The sequence below is a fragment of the Pseudomonas sp. C2.3V genome, assembly GCF_058536325.1.
In genome coordinates this window covers 302,767-322,101 of sequence record NZ_JBZUBN010000001.1, presented here as the reverse complement: position 1 = coordinate 322,101, position 19,335 = coordinate 302,767, and the positions used below count along the sequence as shown (strand labels likewise).

Genomic DNA, 19,335 nt, shown 5'->3' with positions numbered 1-19,335 from the left:
CGCCCGTTCATCCATGCTCTCTATCCGCCAGCCGCTCCGCTGGTCACTCCCCCTTGCTACGGTGGACCATGTCCTGCACGCGGGCTGCCAGCATCTCGATCGGGAAAGGCTTGGTGATCATGGCCATGTTTGGCTCCAGGAAACCATTGGCAATCACCGCATTTTCCGCATATCCGGTCATGAACAGGACCTTGAGGTCTGGCCGCGTGACCCGGGCCGCATCAGCCATCTGCCGCCCATTGATGCCCGGTAGACCAACGTCGGTTACCAGCAGGTCGATGCGCAGATCGGACTTGAGTATCTCCAAACCGGAAGGGCCGTCGACAGCCTCCAGCACCCAGTAACCCAACTCACTCAAGACCTCTACCACCAGGCTGCGGACAGCATGCTCGTCTTCAACCACCAGCACGACTTCACTGGCCTCGGACTGCCGACTCAACGATACCGGCTGCCGGACCTGAGGTTCTTCCCTGCGCTCACCGTAGTAGCGCGGCAGGTACAGCTTGATGGTCGTACCCCGACCAACCTCCGAGTAGATCTTGGCTGCCCCTTCCGATTGCCGGGCAAAGCCATAGATCATCGACAGCCCAAGCCCGGTCCCCTCGCCCAGCGGCTTGGTCGTAAAGAACGGGTCGAACGCCTTGGCAATAACATCTGGAGTCATCCCGGTTCCGGTGTCGGTCACGCTGATGCAGATGTACTGGCCAGGCTTGATGTCCCGATCACGGGACGCATAGGCCTCGTCCAGATGAGTGTTGCTGGTCTCGATGGTCAGCCTGCCCCCGTCCGGCATGGCAGCGCGGGCATTGATGGCCAGATTGAGGATGGCGTTTTCCAGCTGATGAGGATCACACAGCGTCAGCCAGAGCGCCCCCGTCTTGACGATTTCCAGCTGCACCGATTCCCCCATGGTGCGGTGCAATAGATCATCCATACCGGTGATCAGGTCATTGGCATTGACGACTTTGGGCACCAGCGGCTGCCGGCGGGAAAAGGCCAGTAGCCGGTGCGTCAGAGCGGCCGCTCGACTGGCCGAGGACATGGCCGTGCTGGCGAAGCGGTCAAGATCCGCCAATTTGCCCTGCTGGATTCGCATGCGGATCAGGTCGAGCGAGCCGATGATCCCGGTCAGCAGGTTGTTGAAGTCATGGGCAATACCGCCTGTGAGCTGGCCAACCGCTTCCATTTTCTGGCTCTGGCGGAGTTGCTCCTGCGCCTGGGCCAGCTCGGCTGCTGCCACTTTTTCCGACTCGATATCACGGCCAACCGCATGGATGTAGCGCGCATCGGGCACTGCGGTCCACGAAAGCCACCGGTAGCTACCATCCTTGTGCCGATAGCGGTTCTCGAACCGCAGTGTGGTATGTCCTAGGGAAAGTTTGCCCACTTCAGCCAGGGTGCTTTCCACATCGTCGGGGTGAACGAAATCCAGCAGTACCTTGCCCAGCAGTTCATCTTCCTGCCAGCCCAACAGGTGCTTCCAGGCCGGATTGGCGGCCATCACGACGCCGTCAAAGCGCGCGACCAGCATCACATCGGTGGTCAGGCGCCACATGCGGTCAAGGTCTGCGGTACGCTCGGCCACCCGCTGCTCCAGGGTCTCCGTCAGACGCCGGGACGCTTCCTCGGCCTCCTTGCGGTCATGGATGTCACTGTTATTGCCCATCCAGCCGGTGACGTTTCCGGCCTCATCACGCAAGACCTCCGCACGGATATCGAACCAGCGATAGGCTCCGTCCTTGCGCCGTAGCCGTGCTTCAAGCTGATAGAACACGCCTCGGCTGCGGGCATCGAGCCAGACATCCAGGAGCCGCTGGGTGTCATCAGGATGAATGACTTGCGCCCAGCCCATCGGCAGCGCTTCTTCTGGTGTCTGGCCGGTGTAGTCGTACCAGTAACTGTTCAGGTAGCTGAGCGAGCCATCAGGATTGCCGAACCAGACGATGGCAGGTGACAGGTCTGTCATTTGCCTTAGTCGCGTCTCGCTGACTTCCAGCCGCCGTAAGGTCCGCCGCTGCTCGGACAGATCGCGCGCAATGGCAGCAATCCCCATGACCTCGTCTTGTTCGTCCCGTATCGAGAAGACGGAATAGTGGACCGGGATGGCCGCTCCGGTGTGATGATGGCGGAACCGAAATTCGCCTACCCACTTGCCCTCGTTCAAAACGGTCGGAAGAATGGTCGACTCGGCAAAGGCACGATCCTCAGGCAGGAAATAATCCAGCACATGGCTCTGCCTGACCGCCTCTTCATTGGCCAGCCCGACCATCCGACGTCCGGCCTTGTTGACAAAATAGGCCTGGCCGTCCGGCGCAGCGATACCAATGAAGTCATCCGACTGCTCAACGATCATCATTGCCCGGCGCCAACCCTCATAGGCACGGACCTGCTCGCTGTTATCCACGATCGTGCAGATGGCGCCCTGCGGCTTGCCATCCTGAAAAATGGCCTGGGCCCGATACTCTACAGGGATACAAATACCGTCACGCCGGTAGAAGGCACCGTCCGCCACGTATTCAGCAGTCCCCTCGCGGGCCGTGCGATAAATGGGATGATCCGCCATCACCTGGCGGGCCTTCGCATGAGCCGGATCAATCAGCTCTTCCAGGCGCCACCCGACAATATCCTTTTCACTTTCGGCGCCGAACAGCCTGACGAAAGCGACGTTGCACAGGGTAACCACGCCGTGCTGGTCGATTGAATAGAATCCTTCAGAAATCGAATCCAGCAGCAGGCGATAACTGTCGCGGCTGGCGCGAAGCTCCTGTGCGGCCAGACGCTGCTCGGTACGGTCACGGAGAATCTTGATGAATCCGTCGACCTGATCGGATGCATTCCTGAGCAGCATGAGTTCGCCACTTGCCCAGAAGCGCTGCCCGCTTTTGAGTACATGCCAGCGCTCATCCATGCAGCGCCCCTGCTCCAGAGCTGTATGGCGCTCCTTTTCAGGGATATGGGCAGCGCGGTCTTCAGGTGTGAAGATGATCGCAGCAGGCTTGCCCAGCACTTCCGCCTCTGTCCAGCCAAGCGTGCGACAAGCACCTTCATTCCACGTGGTGATGTGGCCCTCAAGGTCCATGCAGAAAATGGCGTAATCCACTGCGCTGTCGAGAATCTGTTCGCGCTGGGAAGCCGCGTGTTCTGCATACTGCTGCTCTTCAGCCTGGCGGGCCCTGTTTCGCTCGACGGTAAGGCCGTGAATCTCCAGTTGCGCCACGGTTGAACGGGCCAGCTCCTGAAACAACAGGCGCTGCGTAGCATCCAGCCGGCGTGGCACCGTGTCCATGAGACTGAGCACGCCAACAGGCACACCCGCAGCCGTTTTCAGCGCAACCCCTGCATAGTAGGACGAACCGGTACTGGCATTCAGGGCCGATGGCGGAGTAAAGCTCAGATCGCTCCTCGGCTCGCTGAACTCCAGAATATCGGTCGCCGTTAATGCTTCCTCCCAGGGCGCATAGGCCTCGGCCGCAGGGCAGCCGCCCTGCTCTGCGGCCAGCCAGAGCCCTTCTGCATCACATAAGTGGATGACGGCTTGCGAAACGGAATAGGTCTCCTGAGCTCGCCGGGCAATACCGGCAAGTTCGGGCAAACGTGGATGGGCTAACAGGCCGTAGCGTTCAAGCGCATCCTGTAGCGCAGCAGGTGGCTGCTCGGGGTCTTGGTGAGCGTTGGTCATGTACAACTGGGTCGTGTTTGGGGGCATAAGCACCGCTCATCCTTGAGAAACTAATGACAGCCCCTCCATGGAGGTCCGTCGCGAACGGTCTATGGCTCATAGACCAGCAAGACGCGGACGAATTCGCCCAGGTCTTCAAACAGTGTCCTTGTAGAAAAACACTCAGCTCTTGCCGGGAATGCCATACTTGCGCAGCCGGTGGGCAATGGCGGTGTGAGAGGTCTTGAGACGGGCCGCCAGTTGACGACTGGACGGGTAATGTGGGTAGAGTTTTTCGAGCAGGGCTTTCTCATAGCTTGAGACTGCCTCATCCAGGCTGTCTACCTCGCCATCTACCTGCCGTGCGACTTCCGTGCCGGCAATATCCAGATCGCCAATATCCACCACAGTACTTTCGCTGATGGCCGCCGCCCGGAAAATGACGTTCTGTAACTGCCGCACATTGCCGGGCCATCGATTGCTCAGAAGCGCCGGATACGTTCCCGGCGCCAATCGGCAAGGGGGCCGCTGGATCTGGGCGCAGGCCTGCTGCATGAAATGCCGGGCCAGCACCAGAATATCCTGCCCACGCTCACGCAGCGGCGGCACGTCGAGATTCAGGACGTTGAGTCGGTAGAACAGATCCTCCCGAAAGGTCCCTTCGGCAACGCGCTTTTCCAGATCCCGGTGCGTGGCACTCAAAATACGTACATTGACCTTCAGTTCGCGCTCACCGCCCACCCGGCGAAACGTACCGTCGGACAAAAACCGCAGTAACTTGGCCTGAAGATACGGGGACATCTCCCCAATTTCGTCGAGAAACACCGTGCCCTTGTCGGCCAGCTCGAGAAGACCGGGCTTGCCGCCGCGCTGGGCACCGGTGAACGCGCCTGGCGCATAGCCAAACAGCTCGCTTTCCGCGAGGCTTTCCGGCAGAGCCGCACAGTTGAGTGCCAGAAACGGCGCATTGCGACGAGGGCTGACCGTATGACAGGCCCGCGCTACCAGCTCCTTACCAGTCCCTGTCTCACCCTGAATCAGCAGCGGTGCATCTAGCGCCGCGACTCGCTGGGCGCGGGCCTTGAGCGCACGTATCGGTGCCGAGTCGCCCAGGATCGATTCGAAGCCTTCGGCCGGGTCATGGCGCAGCGCTGAAAGACGGGCTCCGATCCGGCTGGGGGCGTAAAGCGTCAGCAGCCCACCGGCTAGCCGCTGGGCGTTGCCTTCGGCAGCCTCGCTGATTGGGGTCGAATCCAGCAGGAGTGCCTGCCCGCGCAAGGTGACCTCACGCATGGGAATCCGAAAGGCCTGCTCCAGCAGTTCCCGCTGTAGAGCTGGATCATCGAACAGCGTAGCCACCGTCGCGCCCTGGGGCGACGGGTCGTCCACCATGGCGGCAAAGGCCGGGTTGGCCAACAGAATGCTACCTTCGCGGTCCACGGCCAGAACCGGGTCGGCCATGGCGGCAAGCAAGGCATCCAGATGCAGCGTACGACGCTGCCCTGGCAGGATATCCACCACTCGGACAGCCTGTACCCCACGCACCGTGAGCAGTGCACCACGCAGCTCTTCCAGCACCTCGGCACTTAGGGTCGGCGCATCGATATAGACATTGGGCGGCACCATCTCGACTGCATCAAGATTGAGGTTGCGCGCCCCCAGAAGCGCCAGCACTTCCTGGGTAATGCCGACACGGTCGATAAAACTGACGTGGATTCGCATGGGGTGGGCGGGGTCTCGAACAGGTATAGCCAAGGGCAAGCCCGTATCGTACCGGATGCCACTTCCCCATGGGCACCCAACCCCAGAATTCCTTGTATTTATTGTTGCTCCGCCTGGCGAAGCGTCTACGCTAGAATGATGGCTCTTTTCTATTAGCCGGGCCGTCCTGCGAGACCTCCATCCTATGAAAGACGAAGACCGTTTGAAACTTGATCAGCAGCTCTGCTTTGCCCTGTACTCCACCTCCCTCGCCATGACCAAGGTCTACAAGCCGCTTCTGGAAGCCGTCGGCCTGACCTATCCGCAATACCTGATGATGCTGGTGCTCTGGGAAAGCGACGGTCTCACGCTCAAGGAGTTGGCCAAACGCCTGCATCAGGACTCCGGCGCGCTGACACCGGTACTCAAGCGGCTCGAAGCGGAAGGCTATGTCACCCGCAAGCGCAGCCTTCAGGACGAACGCAACCTCTCGATCGAGCTGACGGCGGCCGGGAAGACCTTGCGTAAGAAAGCCGAAGAAATCAACGGCTCAGTACAACTGGCCTGTGGCCTGGGTAATGATGACATGGGGCAGCTTCGGTCCAGCCTGATCAAGCTACGCGACAGCCTGAATCAATAGAGGCATGCCTAAGCGGCCGCAGCACTGACGCGCCCTCCAACCCATGGAATAACCGTTCGTCGGACTCATAAATAAATAGTTTGCGCGATAATCAATATCGGAATAACTTAATTCCTGTAGACAACGCGGTAACGAGCAACGACTTCCACGTCGTTTTTTTAAAACCAAATGATTATCGCAATAATCAAATTAATCCGAGGACGATGCACATGAACATTCTGTACAAGACTTCCGCAACCAGCACCGGTGGCCGTGACGGTCGTTCCATCAGCGCCGACGGTATTCTCGATGTAAAACTGGCTACCCCAAAAGCGCTGGGCGGACAAGGCGGCGAAGCAACCAACCCTGAGCAGCTGTTTGCAGCGGGTTACTCGGCCTGCTTTATCGGCGCCATGAAGTTTGTAGCGGCTAAGGAAAAAGTGGCGCTGCCCAGTGATCTCAGCGTGACGGCAGAAGTCGGTATCGGTCCGATCCCCACCGGCTTTGCCCTGGACATCGAACTGCGCGTCAGCGTGCCGGGCCTGGATCGTGCCAAAGCCCAGGACATCATCGAGAAGGCCCATCAGGTCTGCCCATACTCAAATGCCACCCGCGGCAACGTGGATGTACGCCTGACCCTCGTCTAAGCCTGACGCGGGACGCCCCAGCGCGGCGTCCCTGGAGAACCGGATCATGAAAATGCTTGCTCAGCTGTTCACTGTCTCTGCCCTTTCCCTGGTCGCTGGTCATGCCCTGGCCGCAGATGACGCCGGCCTTGAACGTACCACCCAAGGTTTTCTGAACACCTTGAACCAGAGCGGGGGTAAGCCTCTCGAGCAACTTTCGCCCAAGGATGCCCGTGCTGTCCTGACGGGTGCCCAATCAGGCGTGAAGGTCGATCTGTCCAACGTAGAGGTGAGCGAGACGACTATTACCGCTGATGGGCAGAGGATTTCGCTGACCATCGTCCGACCTGCCGGTGTCACCAAGGCACTGCCGGCGTTCATGTTCTTCCACGGTGGCGGCTGGGTGCTGGGTGACTTCCCCACTCACCAGCGTCTGGTGCGGGATCTGGTGGTCGACTCGGGTGCGGTGGCCGTTTTCGTGAATTACACGCCTTCGCCTGAGGCGCATTATCCGGTAGCCATCAATCAGGCCTATGCCGCTACCCGCTGGGTCGCCGAGCATGGCAAAGAAATCAACGTAGATGGCTCTCGCCTGGCTGTCGCAGGCAACAGCGTAGGCGGCAATATGGCGGCAGTTGTCAGCTTGATGGCGAAAGAGCAAGGCACGCCCAAGCTCCGCTATCAGGTGCTGCTCTGGCCTGTCACCGATGCCAACTTCGACACCGGCTCGTATGACACCTATGCCGAAGGGCACTTCCTGACCCGCAACATGATGAAGTGGTTTTGGGATAACTACACCACCGATCCCAAGCAGCGCCAGGAGATTCACGCCTCGCCGCTGCAGGCCACGACTGAGCAGCTCAAGGGCTTGCCGCCCGCACTGGTACAGACCGCAGAGTACGATGTGCTGCGCGATGAGGGTGAGGCATACGCCCGCAAGCTTAATGCAGCCGGGGTGGATGTGGTGCAGGTCCGCTACAACGGCCTTATCCATGACTACGGCTTGCTTAACGTCTTCCACGACGTTCCTGCGGTACAGAGCGCCATCGCCCAGGCGGGTGATGAATTGCGCAAGCATCTGAAGTAACAGACAGGCCCCTGGTTCGGAATGACTCCAGGGGCTCTGCTCTTTTTTATTATTGCCAACAAGATGCTCAGGAAAAGCAGAATTCACCAATTTCCGCTGAAAACCTATGCTTAGGTGTCGCAAATACCCTTTTCAACCTTATCTTTAGCAACCTAAGATCAGCACTACTCTCCTAGGATGAGCGTATCGCCCTTTTGTGGATGCTCGCGCATGTCCTCTTCTTCGCTCACGACAGGTTCATCGGTTGCCGACACCGAAGCGTCCGCTTTCTCCAACCGGCGTGCCGCCGAAATTTCGGCACGTATCGACCGGCTACCCGCCACGGCAACGCTCTGGCGACTAATCGCCCTGCTTTCCATCGGCGGTTTCTTCGAACTGTACGACCTGTTTCAGACCGCCTATATCAGCCCTGGCTTGATACGCGCCGGGCTATTTGCCACTGGCAGCGCCGGTGTATTCGGTATCGCCGACCAGGCCGCGTTCGCTTCGGCAACCTTTCTGGGCCTGTTCGTAGGGGCAAGTCTGCTGAGTCCCATCGCAGACCGCTTCGGCCGCCGGCGCATCTTTACCTTTGCGCTTATCTGGTACACCGCGGCTACGGTGCTCATGGGTCTGCAAAGCACAGCACTAGGCATTATCACGATGCGATTCTTCGTTGGTATCGGGCTGGGAATCGAGCTGGTCACTATTGACGCCTATCTATCCGAGCTGGTGCCCAAGCGCATCCGTACGTCAGCCTTCGCCTTTGCCTTTTTCGTCCAGTTCCTGTCCGTACCCGCGGTCGCCCTGATGTCGGCTTGGCTGGTGCCGCAGAACCCCTTCGGAATTTCCGGCTGGCGCTGGGTTGTACTGGCCAGTGCAGTATTCGCCTTGTTTATCTGGTGGCTGCGCTCACGCCTGCCCGAGTCGCCCCGCTGGCTCGCGCAACGTGGCCGTCTGGACGAGGCGGATCAGGTTTTGTCGACCCTGGAAGCCCGCTGTGCCAGGGACATCAAGGCCCCGCTTCCCGAGCCACACGTTGAAGCGGTTACGTTCGAGACCCAGGGGCGCTTTACCGAAATCTGGCAGCCGCCCTACCGCCGGCGCGCCCTCATGCTGATCGTCTTCAACATCTTCCAGGCTATTGGATTCTTCGGTTTTGGCAACTGGCTTCCAGCCTTGCTGTCTGGCCAGGGCGTCAGCGTTACCCACAGTCTGACCTATGCCTTCGTGATCAGTCTGGCCTACCCGTTGGGGCCTTTGTTGTTCGTAAAGATCGCCAACCGTTTCGAGAACAAATGGCAGATCGTGGGTTCATCAATCGGCACCATGCTGTTCGGCACCCTGTTCGCGTTTCAAAGCTCAGCCACTGGTCTGATCGCATGTGGGGCGATGATCACCCTGTGCAACGCCTGGCTGACCTTTAGCTTCCACTCCTACCAGAGCGAGCTGTTTCCCACGCCCATTCGTGCCCGAGCTGTCGGGTTCTGCTATTCCTTCAGTCGCCTTTCCACGGTCTTCAGCAGTGTACTGATCGGCCTCTTTCTCCAACACTTCGGTACGCCGGGCGTGATCACGTTTATCGTAACCAGCATGCTGATCGTGATGATCACCATTGGCGGCTTCGGACCCAAGACTCGCAACCTGGCACTGGAAGATATCGCGCACTAACAAAAACGCCGTACAGGATCGCTGTACGGCGTTTTCAAGAGCGCAGGCCTGATCAGGACTGCATGGCGTCGCGGATATCCCGAGCCAGCTCACGTACGCGGGACTCCTGAGTGTCCCAGGAACACATGAAACGGGCACCACCGCTGCCGATAAAGGTATAGAAGCGCCAGCCACGGGCACGCAACCGCTCCAGTGCCGGCTCGGAAAGCTGCAGGAACACCGAGTTGGCCTGCACCGGAAACATCAGGCTCAGCCCGGGCACGTCTTTCACCAGATCAGCCAGGAGCTGGGCGCAGTGGTTGGCGTGTTCGGCATAACGCAGCCAGGCATTGTTTTCGAGAATGCCGACCCACGGCGCGGAGAGAAAACGCATCTTCGACGCCAGCTGACCGGCCTGCTTGCAGCGGTACTCAAAGTCTTCGGCCAGCTCACGGTTGAAGAACAGGATCGCCTCGCCCACCGCCATGCCGTTTTTGGTTCCACCAAAGCAGAGTACATCAACGCCGGCCTTCCACGTCACCTCGGCCGGTGTGCAGCCAAGGCTTGCCACCGCGTTGGAAAAGCGCGAGCCGTCCATATGCAGACGCAAGCCGAGGTCGCGGCAGGTATCGGCTACTGCATTCAGCTCGTCGAGGCTATACAGCGTGCCGACTTCTGTGACCTGGGTAATGCTGACCGCTCGGGGCTTGGGAAAATGAATATCCTTGCGCTTGGTGGCAATCTGGCGAATGGCATCAGGCGTCAGCTTGCCTTGGGTGGTCGGGGCCAACAGGAGTTTGGAGCCGTTGGAAAAGAACTCCGGGGCACCGCATTCGTCCGTCTCCACATGGGCCGTCTCGGCGCAGATCACGCTATGATAGGACTGGCACAGGGCCGCCAGGGCCAGGGAGTTTGCAGCAGTACCATTGAAGGCAAAGAAGACTTCGCAATCGGTTTCGAACAATTCGCGGAAATGATCTGCGGCGCGGGCCGTCCAGGCATCATTACCATAGGCGGTATCGTGCCCGTGATTGGCTTCGGCCATGGCCGCCCAAGCTTCCGGGCAGATCCCTGAGTAGTTGTCGCTGGCGAATTGCTGACTATGGTCGTTCATGGGTATTCCTTGAGAACCACCCGAGGAAGCCCGCTTGTGGCCGACTTCCATGGCGGTAAATAAACGGACGCTTATAGCGGCCGGGTTCGAGTATCCAACCAATCGCGCGCCGCACCGCTGACCAGCGGACGGACACGCTCACGCACCTCGGCGTGGTAGGCGTTCAGCCAGGCGATCTCATCTTCACGCATGAGCGTACGGTCGATACAGCGGGTATCGATCGGGCACAGCGTCAAGGTTTCGAAACGCATGAACTGGCCGAACTCGGTTTCAGGCTCGGCCACGTTGAGCAGCAGGTTCTCGATCCGCACGCCCCACTGCCCGGGCCGGTAGATACCGGGTTCGTTGGACGTGATCATACCTTCCCGCATGGCACTGTTGGGGGATGGTTGACCATAGAACGTGATGGATTGCGGCCCCTCGTGTACGTTCAGGAAGTATCCTACCCCATGCCCGGTTCCATGACCGTAATCGATGCCCGCTTCCCAGATGGGCGCACGGGCAATCGCATCGAGCATCTGTGACGCGATGCCTGCCGGAAAACGTGCTCTGGACAATGCGATCATGCCCTTGAGTACACGGGTGAAGTCACGCTTCTGCTCGTCGTTGGGCGTGCCAATGGGCACAACGCGGGTGATATCCGTCGTGCCTCCCAGGTACTGACCGCCGGAGTCGATCAGCAGGAGGCCGTCGCCCTCGATAACAGAATGTGCCTCTTCTGTTGCATGGTAATGGGGCAGCGCGCCCCCTGCGTTATAGCCTGCAATAGTAGAGAAACTCAGGGAGACAAAATTGGGGCGGCGTGCACGGGCAGCGGTCAGCCATTCATCCACCGTCAGCTCGGTCACCCGCTCTCCCGCCTCAAGTGCCGCCTCGAACTGGGCGAAGAATTCGCACAAGGCCGCGCCATCCTGCTCCATGGCCTCACGCACATGCTGTGCTTCGGCTGCCGTCTTGCGGGACTTGAACAGGGTGGAAGGGTTGATCGCTTCGATGCGCTTGACGCTGGAGGGCACGCCTTCCACCAGGCCGTAGGTGACGCGCGCCGGATCGACCAGCAGACTTGACCCGGCAGGCAGCGCCGCCAGAGCACCATGGGCTGCGCCATAGGCGGCCAGCTGGATACCGGCTTCGTTCAGGGTGCGCTCAAGAGCCGCCGGAATTTTTCCGGCACCCACGAACAGCTGCACCTGACCCGGCCCGATCAACGCATGGGCCAGAAAGACCGGGTTGTAAGACACATCGGCACCACGCAGGTTGAACAGCCAGGCAATATCATCCAGGCTGGAAATGAAATGCCAGTCAGCTCCCTGCTCGGCCATGGCCTTGCGTACCTGCTCCAGCTTTTCAGTGCGGGATACCGGTGCGTATGGCGCCTCGTGAGCGTATACCGGCGACGCAGGCAGTGCGGGCCGCTCGGGCCAGATACGGTCGATCAGGTCGATGGTGGTGCGTAACGAAATGTTCTTATCGGCAAAAGCCTTGCGCAGCGCCTCGGCGGCACCCAGCGACAGCACAGCCCCATCCACCGCCACGGTGCCACCCGTCGGTACATGCTCGGCCATCCAGTCGATGTGGGCCTGCATGCCGCCAGCCACCAGCTTCATCAGTTCCACGCCCGAACCTGCCAGCTCAGCCTGGGCCTGTTCCCAGTAGCGGCTGTCCGTCCAGACGCCAGCAAAATCCTTTGCCACGATCAGCGTACCGGCCGAGCCCGTGAAACCCGATAGCCATGACCGCCCTTGCCAACGCTCGGGCAGGTACTCCGACAAATGCGGATCGGCGGACGGAATCAGGCAGGCATCGACGCCCTCTTCATGCATGACCTGACGCAAGGCGGCCAGACGATCAGGAATGGAAACGAGGTCTTGATGGGACATGTACTCTCCGGTAGGCAAGGGATGCAGTTGAAGCAGTCCTGCAATAAATACCGCAGATATAAAAAAGCCGCATCAAGGGATGCGGCTAAAACATGAAAAACCAAAGGAGCAGAATGGTTTTTCCTTGAGAACCTGCGCTATCGACAAGCAGTTGCGTCACGCCTGAAGGCAATGGAAATGCACATCCTCACACCGTGAGCATGGTCCATAAGGGGGAAACTTCTGGCAGTGGCGGAAACGCTCCGAAAACGAGCAGGTCCTGAAGACGACGTTTGGCGCGGCGGGCGCTTGGGCCAAACGGGATTAACGCTGGGAAACCTGCTGGTCTTGCTGGGCTTTCTGAGTCTGTTGCGCCTGCTGGAAGCGCTCTATGACAGCGTGGTTCTGGTTGACGAGCTTGTAGTTCTGCTCGTAGGAATCACGGGCAAAGCTCACCTGGGTAAAAGCAACAGCAGATACAGCAAGAATCGAGGCAGTAAACAAACGTAACATGATGAACTCCTGACACCCTTGGATTGGGTTCATCACTAGGATAACGCGTAACAATTATTGAAAAATATCGCCTGGGTACATAGAGATTTACCAATTGCGCAAGTATTCCAGGCGAGGCAGGCTCAGATGGCCCAGTAGGAATGCATGGCTACGATGTCATCGTCGTTGCTGAAACGTCTGGGTAGCTCTTCCTTGAGGATATCCACCCACGCCTTGATCTTGGCATCCAGGAAGCGTCGGGACGGATACAGCGCATAGACATTGCGCTCACGCAGGCGATACTCGGGCAATACCCGCACGAGTCCGCCTTCCCGCAAGGCCGGTGCAGCAATAAAGCTGGGCAACAGGCACAGGCCGAGTCCGGCCTTGGCCGTATTGGCCAGTGCATCCGCAACATTTACCTGATAGATAGAGCGAGGCTTAATCGACGTTTCTTCGTCCGGCTTGGTAAATACCCACTCCTCGGGAAACGTCGGGTCCTGAAGCAACAGGCACGTGTGCTGGTCCAGATCGCGCGGATGATGGGGCGTGCCCCACTTGGCCAAGTAATCGGGCGAGGCACAGACGACGCTATAGACCTCACCAAGCCGTTGGGCGACCAGTTCGGAGTCAGGCAGATGCCGATCCATGGTAATCGCAACGTCGTAGCCTTCTTCGATCAGGTCAGGACGATTCTGGGACAGGGTGAAATCCAGCGTGACATCTGGATAGCGCTCGGCATAGAGCGCCGCCAGAGGCGCCAGGTGTTCGGTTCCTAGCCCAGTTAGGGAGTGTACGCGCAACCGGCCGGAAGGCTTAAGGTGTGCACCACTGGCCTCAGCCTCAGCTTCGGCTACCGAATCGAGAATGCCCCGGCAGCGCTCCAGATAGCGCTCCCCAGCCTCCGTTAGCGCCAGCCGGCGGGTAGTACGGTGCAACAACCGTGTTTGTAAATGCGTCTCCAGGTCGGAAATCACCCGGGAAACCTGCGCCGTCGATAAGTCCAGCAAGGCCGCAGCGGCCGTAAAACTGCCCGCGTCGACCACCCGGGTAAAAATCCGCATGCCTTGTAACGTATCCATTATTGTTGCCTGCTCCGTAACGCTGTTTCGCTTAGCAGCCTATTTATTTCCAGATGTTACGCTTTTATTCTTGTCCATGTGAGCTGCAGCACTGCCGGTGCTCTTCTCGTTAGCCCTGACGAGAATCTTTTAGCACTGGGTTTCTCCCTCCCGTACCCTGCTGCAGCTCCGGAGATAGCTCCTTGTGGCATGCTGGAACCGCCCGACCCCTCCGGGGCGGTTCAGCTGCCGTTTTTTCCTTCTTTTCTCATTGCGCTTTGCTTGGTTCGCGGATGCGATACCAAGTCACGTATAGCGCTGGCAGGAACAGCAGCGTGAGCAGGGTTGCTGCCACAATGCCACCGATCATCGCATAGGCCATCGGCCCCCAGAAGACCTCACGGGCGATGGGAATCATGCCCAGACTGGCGGCGGCGGCTGTCAGCAGAATCGGCCGACGTCGATGATTGGTCGCCTCGATGACCGCATCCCAGGGATGACGACCATCCTGCTCGAACTCATCGATCTGGGTTACCAGGATGACCGAGTTGCGGATGATGATCCCAATCAACGCCAGCACCCCCAGAATGGCCACGAAGCCCAGCGGCGTCCCCGTGGGCACCAGCGCCAGTACGACCCCGATCAGCCCCAGCGGCGCCACACTGGCGACCAGGAACATCTTCTGAACGCTTTGGAGCTGGATCATCAGGAACGTGGCCATCAGGAACAGCATGAGCGGGATCACGCTTGCAATAGGCTTTTGCGCCTTGCCGCTTTCCTCTACGGTACCGCCTACGTTGACCTGATAGTTGAGTGGCAGGTTACCTTTGAACTCATCGATCTTGGGCTGAAGAGCCTTGATCAGATCCGGCGCCTGGATAGAACCCTCGATAGTGGCCTTAAGCGTAATGGTTGGCTGGCGGTTACGCCGCCATACCAGCGGCTGCTCCATCTCGTACCCCACCGTGGCAAAGGATTTGAGCGGAATCGAGGTGCCCGAGGGCGTCACGATCTGCAGGTTTTCCACGGTCTCGATAGAGCTGCGCTCGGCATCTTCAGAGCGTCCTACCACGTTGACGAGGTAGATGCTGTCACGCACCTGGGTAATGGGCGTACCACTCACCACGCCGTTCATGATTTGGGCCACGTCCTGGGACGATAGCCCCAGCTGGCGGGCACGGTCCTGGTTCACATCGATTTTCAGCATCCGCCCCGGCTCGTTCCAGTCGAAAAGGATATCGCTGATATGCGGGTTGGTACTGATGGCGCTGGCCAATGCCAGCGCCTGCTTACGCACCTCGGAAATGCTTGGACCACTGACGCGATACTGGATCGGCCGTCCTACTGGCGGCCCCATCTCCAGAGGCTGTACATATCCATCGAGCCCGACAAATTCGTTCTTGAGTCGCTCTTTGAGTTTGGGAATCAGCCGATTACGGGCTTCCAGGTCCTTGCTGACAATAACGACCTGTCCATAAAACGGGTTATTGAGCTGCTGATCCAGCGGCAGGTAGAAGCGCACCGCGCCCTGTCCTACATACGAGCTCCAGCGGGCAATGTCTGGGTCTCCCTTGAGGGATGCCTCGAAACGATCCATTTGCGCACGGGTTTCCAGCACGGAGCTGTTCTGCGGCAGGTTCAAGTCCACCAGAATTTCCGGCCGATCCGAGGACGGGAAGAACTGGTTCTGCACGAAACGCATGCAGAACAGCGCGGCCGCAAAGAGCAACACCGTCATGATGATGGTCAGCCAGCGGTGCCGCATGGACCAGACCAGCGAGCTCTGGGACCAGCGCGCCAGTCGTCCCGGCCCCTTTTCCTTTTTATGCTTGAGCGACTTGGGTAGCAGGTGCACGCCCATCACCGGTGAGAACAGCACCGCCACGATCCACGACAGGATCAGCGCCACGGCAATTACGGCAAACAACGTAAAGGTATATTGGCCGGCGGTACTCTTGTTGAGGCCGATAGGCACGAATCCCGCCACGGTGACCAGCGTGCCGGTCAGCATCGGAAAGGCCGTGTGGTCATAAGCGTAGGTGGCCGCCTTGTGGAGCGAGTCGCCCTCTTCCAGCCGGGTCACCATCATCTCGACGGTGATCATGGCGTCATCCACCAGAAGGCCCAAGGCAATGATCAAGGCACCCAGGGAGATCCGCTGCATGGTGATACCGCTGTATTCCATGAACAGAAACACCATGGCGAGCACGAGAGGGATTGAGCAGGCCACCACCAGCCCGGCACGCAGACCCAGGCTGATAAAGCTCACCACCAACACGATGATGACCGCCTCGAACAGCGCATGGGTAAAGCTGCTGGACGCCTTCTCTACCACCTCGGCTTGGTTGGACACCTGATGCACGCCCACCCCGACCGGTAGCTCACCGGTAATCGCCTTCATCCGTTCGGACAGCGCCGCACCAAAGGTCTGCACGTTGCCGCCCTTGCGCATGGCAATCGCCAGGCCCAGAGCCGGCTCGCCGTTGAAGCGGAACAGGGATGTAGGCGGATCGGCGTAATCCCGGTGGATGGTGGCCAGATCAGCCAGACGGTAGAAGCGGTCATTGATCCGAAGGTTGACAGCCTCCAGATCTTTCTCTGACTTGAATTCACCGGAGGTACGTACCGAAACGCGTTCTGGACCGGCCTCGATTACGCCGGAGGGCGTCACGGCATTCTGTGCCTGCAGGCTCTGCATGATCTGTCGCTGATCGAGCCCCAGTGCTGCCAGTTTGCGCGTCGAGAAGTCGAGATAGATGACCTCGTTCTGCGCCCCCATGAGCTCAACCTTACCCAGGTCCGGCACTGCGCGGATGTCCAGGCGCACCCGCTCTACGTAATCACGCAACTGCCGGTACGAGATACCGTCGCCAGTAAAGGCATAAATACTGCCGAATACATCGCCGAACTCGTCATTGAAGGCCGGTCCCTGTATCCCTTGCGGAAACTGCCCCTGGATATCGGAAATCTTCTTGCGGACCTGATACCAGATATTGGGGATTTCCTTGTCGCTGGTAGTATCGCGCAGGTACACAAACACCGTGCTCAAGCCCGGCCGGGTAAAGCTCTTGGTGTAATCCAGCGAATCCAGCTCTTCGAGTTTCTTTTCGATCCGGTCGGTGACCTGCTCCAGGGTTTCCTGGGTGGTCGCGCCCGGCCACTGGGTCTGGATCACCATGGTCTTGATGGTGAACGAGGGGTCCTCTTCGCGGCCAAGGTTGAAGTAGGAATAGGTTCCCATCAACAGCGCGACAAACATGATGTACCAGATAAAGGACTGGTGACGCAGCGCCCAGTCAGAAAGGTTGAAGGATTTCATCAGCGCTGTTCCACATCCATTTTCACGTCTTGTCCAGGTTTGAGGCTGTGTACGCCGGCCGTCACGACCCGCTCGCCCGCGTTCAGGCCGTTATCGACCGTAATGCTCCGCTCATCTCGGGTCAGCACATGGACCTCGCGCAGTGAAACGGTTTTGGTATCAGGGTCGACGATCCAGACGCACGTTTTGCCATCCCGCTCGAGCAATGCACTGGCTGGCAGCTCGGTAAGCTCACGGGGCGCATCATTGGTCAGCGTTACCGTTACCAGCGAGCCCAGGCGGAACGTTGGGGGCAGTTCGGCCAGCGTGAGTCGTACCCTTCGGGTTCGCGTCATGGCGTCGGCCTGAGGCGCCAGCTCACGGATGCGGCCGGTGGTAGAGACCGAAGGCTCCAACTGCGAGGTGATGGTAAACGTCGTGTCGGCCGGCAGTGTCTCTGCCAGCCCTGCCGGCAGGTCTACAACCGCCTCCTTTACTTCGGGACGCGCCAGGGTGACTACCTGCTGACCAGGGGATACCACCTGCCCGGTTTCGGCATGCCAGGCCGTGATCACACCATCGAAATCGGTATACAGCTCACTGTATGAGAGCTGGTTGCGGGCCTGATCCCGGGCGGCCTGGGCACGATCACGTGCAGCGCGAGCCGTATGCAACTGGGCCATGACCTGATCCAGCTGCGCCTTGGACCCGACACCTTTGGCATACAAGGCCTGCTGCCGCTTGGCATCGGCCTCGGCGTCCATCCACTGTGCCTGAGCCTGGGCCAGATCACCTTCGCTGCTGCGGTAAGCATTCTGCTGATCGGTCGGGTCCAGCGCAGCCAGCAAGGTGCCTTTCTTCACCACATCGCCCACATCAGCCTTGCGCTGGGCAATGCGCCCGCCTACGCGAAAACTCAAGGTTGATTCATACCGTGCCTGAATATTCCCGGTAAAAGCACCGAGCGCGCGGGCCTGCTGGGGTTTGGCCTCAACGAACAGTACCGGGCGGACCGGAGGCGGCGGCTCCTGCTTGTCGGAGCACGCGGCCAGCAGCGCCACGAGGCTCAGTAGAAGAACACGTATCCTGCTCATGACGACGCTCCCTGTGGAACCTTAGCGTTATCACCAGGGTGGATGGCAGCAGGCTGAACAGGGGGCGCATGATCCGTGACCTCGACGACTTCGACCTTGAGTCCGTCATAAAGCAGCTGACCACCAGCCGTCACGACGCGATCATCAGGTGCCAATCCATCATCGATCATGACCTGTCCGGTGATGTACCGGGCAACTGTCACCGGTTTGAGGTGGGCGCGGTTGTCAGCGTCCAGTACCCACACGGCGGGCTTTTCCACGGTGCCATTGAGTGCTGTCCAGGGCAGCACGACGCGCTGCTTGTCTGGCGTACCCAATGACGCCGTAACGGTTGTCCCCAGCGCCATCTGCGGCGGGACCTTGTCGAGCAGCACCTTCACACGCACGGTGCCGCTCTGCTGGGAAATGACCGGCGAAACCTCGCGCACATGGCCGGTAGTGCGCACCGTCGGATCATTCAACAGGGCGACCTCGATAGGCTGGTTGCCCGGATCGCGGGCAAGTAGCGATTCCTGCACATTGAAGACGGCATCGCGGTCGCCCTCCTGCGCCAGGGTAAAGATCGGCATGGATGCCTGAACGACCTGCCCGACCTCGGCCTGCCGCTCGGTGATCACGCCGCTGGCGGCCGATACCAGATTGGCATAACTGAGCTGCTTGCGTGCATCGTCCAGCTGAGCACGCGCAGCACTCAAGGCACTTTCTGCACCCTTCAGGGCAGCCAGGGCCTCGTCATATTGGCTTTGGGTGGTGTAGCCCTTGGGCATCAACGCCTTTTGCCGTTCGAACTGCACGCGGGCAAGATTCGCCCTGGACTGCTGGGAAAACACCTGCGCTTCGGCGGCGGCTACGTTGTTGCGCTGATCCTGCGGATCGAGACGGGCAAGAACCTGACCCTGCTTGACGTGATCACCCACATCGACCAGACGCTCATTGATCTTGCCGTTGATACGAAATGATAGTGTGGTCTGGATACGCGCCTGCACATCGCCTGTCAGGGTGGTGGTAGTCGCTACCTCTTCCAGAGCTACACGCTGGACTTTTACATGAGGAGGATTGGGGGCCGGTTGTGAATCGTCCGAGCAGCCTGCCATACC

The 19,335-nt window shown here is 59.4% G+C and carries 13 protein-coding genes; 4 read left to right on the top strand and 9 right to left on the bottom strand.

The window, feature by feature from the left end; genetic code table 11:
- Positions 1-43: 43 nt before the first annotated feature.
- Together AC4LF3_RS01595 and gcsR are read right to left on the bottom strand one after the other, a co-directional pair.
- On the bottom strand, positions 44-3,706 hold the full coding sequence (locus AC4LF3_RS01595) for a hybrid sensor histidine kinase/response regulator (RefSeq protein ID WP_434136290.1): 3,663 nt from the start codon (positions 3,704-3,706) through the stop codon (positions 44-46).
- 135 nt (positions 3,707-3,841) lie between these two features.
- Positions 3,842-5,380: a transcriptional regulator GcsR gene (gene gcsR, locus AC4LF3_RS01590; RefSeq protein WP_074821513.1), complete on the bottom strand. Its 1,539-nt coding sequence runs from the start codon at positions 5,378-5,380 to the stop codon at positions 3,842-3,844.
- Positions 5,381-5,564: 184 nt separating this feature from the next.
- Between gcsR and AC4LF3_RS01585 the strand changes: the two genes are divergently transcribed.
- From AC4LF3_RS01585 to AC4LF3_RS01570, 4 genes are all read left to right on the top strand, one after another.
- Complete coding sequence (locus AC4LF3_RS01585) at positions 5,565-5,999, top strand: MarR family winged helix-turn-helix transcriptional regulator (protein ID WP_010796670.1); 435 nt, start codon at positions 5,565-5,567, stop codon at positions 5,997-5,999.
- 209 nt (positions 6,000-6,208) lie between these two features.
- Positions 6,209-6,625, top strand: a complete 417-nt coding sequence (locus AC4LF3_RS01580; RefSeq protein WP_010796669.1) for an organic hydroperoxide resistance protein — start codon at positions 6,209-6,211, stop codon at positions 6,623-6,625.
- Between the two features lie 46 nt (positions 6,626-6,671).
- Positions 6,672-7,691 (top strand): alpha/beta hydrolase, encoded by a 1,020-nt coding sequence (locus AC4LF3_RS01575; protein WP_491834671.1) that lies wholly within the window; start codon positions 6,672-6,674, stop codon positions 7,689-7,691.
- 210 nt (positions 7,692-7,901) lie between these two features.
- Positions 7,902-9,341, top strand: coding sequence for an MFS transporter (locus AC4LF3_RS01570; protein ID WP_491834670.1), 1,440 nt, complete (start codon positions 7,902-7,904; stop codon positions 9,339-9,341).
- Between the two features lie 52 nt (positions 9,342-9,393).
- On the opposite strand, the gene AC4LF3_RS01565 is transcribed toward AC4LF3_RS01570, so the two are convergent.
- The 7 genes from AC4LF3_RS01565 to AC4LF3_RS01535 form a co-directional block, all read right to left on the bottom strand.
- Entirely contained in the window at positions 9,394-10,434 is a 1,041-nt protein-coding gene (locus AC4LF3_RS01565; protein WP_010796666.1) for a threonine aldolase family protein, read from the bottom strand.
- A 71-nt stretch (positions 10,435-10,505) separates the two neighbouring features.
- A complete protein-coding gene (locus AC4LF3_RS01560; RefSeq protein ID WP_491834669.1) occupies positions 10,506-12,314 on the bottom strand; it encodes an aminopeptidase P family protein in 1,809 nt (602 codons plus the stop codon).
- A 303-nt stretch (positions 12,315-12,617) separates the two neighbouring features.
- Complete coding sequence (locus AC4LF3_RS01555; RefSeq protein WP_122041005.1) at positions 12,618-12,806, bottom strand: hypothetical protein; 189 nt, start codon at positions 12,804-12,806, stop codon at positions 12,618-12,620.
- Between the two features lie 122 nt (positions 12,807-12,928).
- Positions 12,929-13,867, bottom strand: a complete 939-nt coding sequence (locus AC4LF3_RS01550; protein ID WP_312509635.1) for a LysR family transcriptional regulator — start codon at positions 13,865-13,867, stop codon at positions 12,929-12,931.
- A gap of 247 nt (positions 13,868-14,114) precedes the next feature.
- Complete coding sequence (locus tag AC4LF3_RS01545) at positions 14,115-17,168, bottom strand: efflux RND transporter permease subunit (RefSeq protein ID WP_112297945.1); 3,054 nt, start codon at positions 17,166-17,168, stop codon at positions 14,115-14,117.
- Positions 17,165-18,238: an efflux RND transporter periplasmic adaptor subunit gene (locus AC4LF3_RS01540; protein WP_491834668.1), complete on the bottom strand. Its 1,074-nt coding sequence runs from the start codon at positions 18,236-18,238 to the stop codon at positions 17,165-17,167. The genes AC4LF3_RS01545 and AC4LF3_RS01540 overlap by 4 nt, the downstream gene beginning before the upstream one ends.
- Complete coding sequence (locus tag AC4LF3_RS01535; RefSeq protein WP_491836233.1) at positions 18,235-19,332, bottom strand: efflux RND transporter periplasmic adaptor subunit; 1,098 nt, start codon at positions 19,330-19,332, stop codon at positions 18,235-18,237. The genes AC4LF3_RS01540 and AC4LF3_RS01535 overlap by 4 nt, the downstream gene beginning before the upstream one ends.
- Positions 19,333-19,335: the final 3 nt, after the last annotated feature.

Bases quoted from the DNA above. Each gene is read 5' to 3' on its own strand.
- AC4LF3_RS01595 (WP_434136290.1), bottom strand. From the start codon at position 3,706: ATGCCCCCAAACACGACCCAGTTGTACATGACCAACGCTCACCAAGAC.
- gcsR (WP_074821513.1), bottom strand. From the start codon at position 5,380: ATGCGAATCCACGTCAGTTTTATCGACCGTGTCGGCATTACCCAGGAA.
- AC4LF3_RS01585 (WP_010796670.1), top strand. From the start codon at position 5,565: ATGAAAGACGAAGACCGTTTGAAACTTGATCAGCAGCTCTGCTTTGCC.
- AC4LF3_RS01580 (WP_010796669.1), top strand. From the start codon at position 6,209: ATGAACATTCTGTACAAGACTTCCGCAACCAGCACCGGTGGCCGTGAC.
- AC4LF3_RS01575 (WP_491834671.1), top strand. From the start codon at position 6,672: ATGAAAATGCTTGCTCAGCTGTTCACTGTCTCTGCCCTTTCCCTGGTC.
- AC4LF3_RS01570 (WP_491834670.1), top strand. From the start codon at position 7,902: ATGTCCTCTTCTTCGCTCACGACAGGTTCATCGGTTGCCGACACCGAA.
- AC4LF3_RS01565 (WP_010796666.1), bottom strand. From the start codon at position 10,434: ATGAACGACCATAGTCAGCAATTCGCCAGCGACAACTACTCAGGGATC.
- AC4LF3_RS01560 (WP_491834669.1), bottom strand. From the start codon at position 12,314: ATGTCCCATCAAGACCTCGTTTCCATTCCTGATCGTCTGGCCGCCTTG.
- AC4LF3_RS01555 (WP_122041005.1), bottom strand. From the start codon at position 12,806: ATGTTACGTTTGTTTACTGCCTCGATTCTTGCTGTATCTGCTGTTGCT.
- AC4LF3_RS01550 (WP_312509635.1), bottom strand. From the start codon at position 13,867: ATGGATACGTTACAAGGCATGCGGATTTTTACCCGGGTGGTCGACGCG.
- AC4LF3_RS01540 (WP_491834668.1), bottom strand. From the start codon at position 18,238: ATGAGCAGGATACGTGTTCTTCTACTGAGCCTCGTGGCGCTGCTGGCC.
- AC4LF3_RS01535 (WP_491836233.1), bottom strand. From the start codon at position 19,332: ATGGCAGGCTGCTCGGACGATTCACAACCGGCCCCCAATCCTCCTCAT.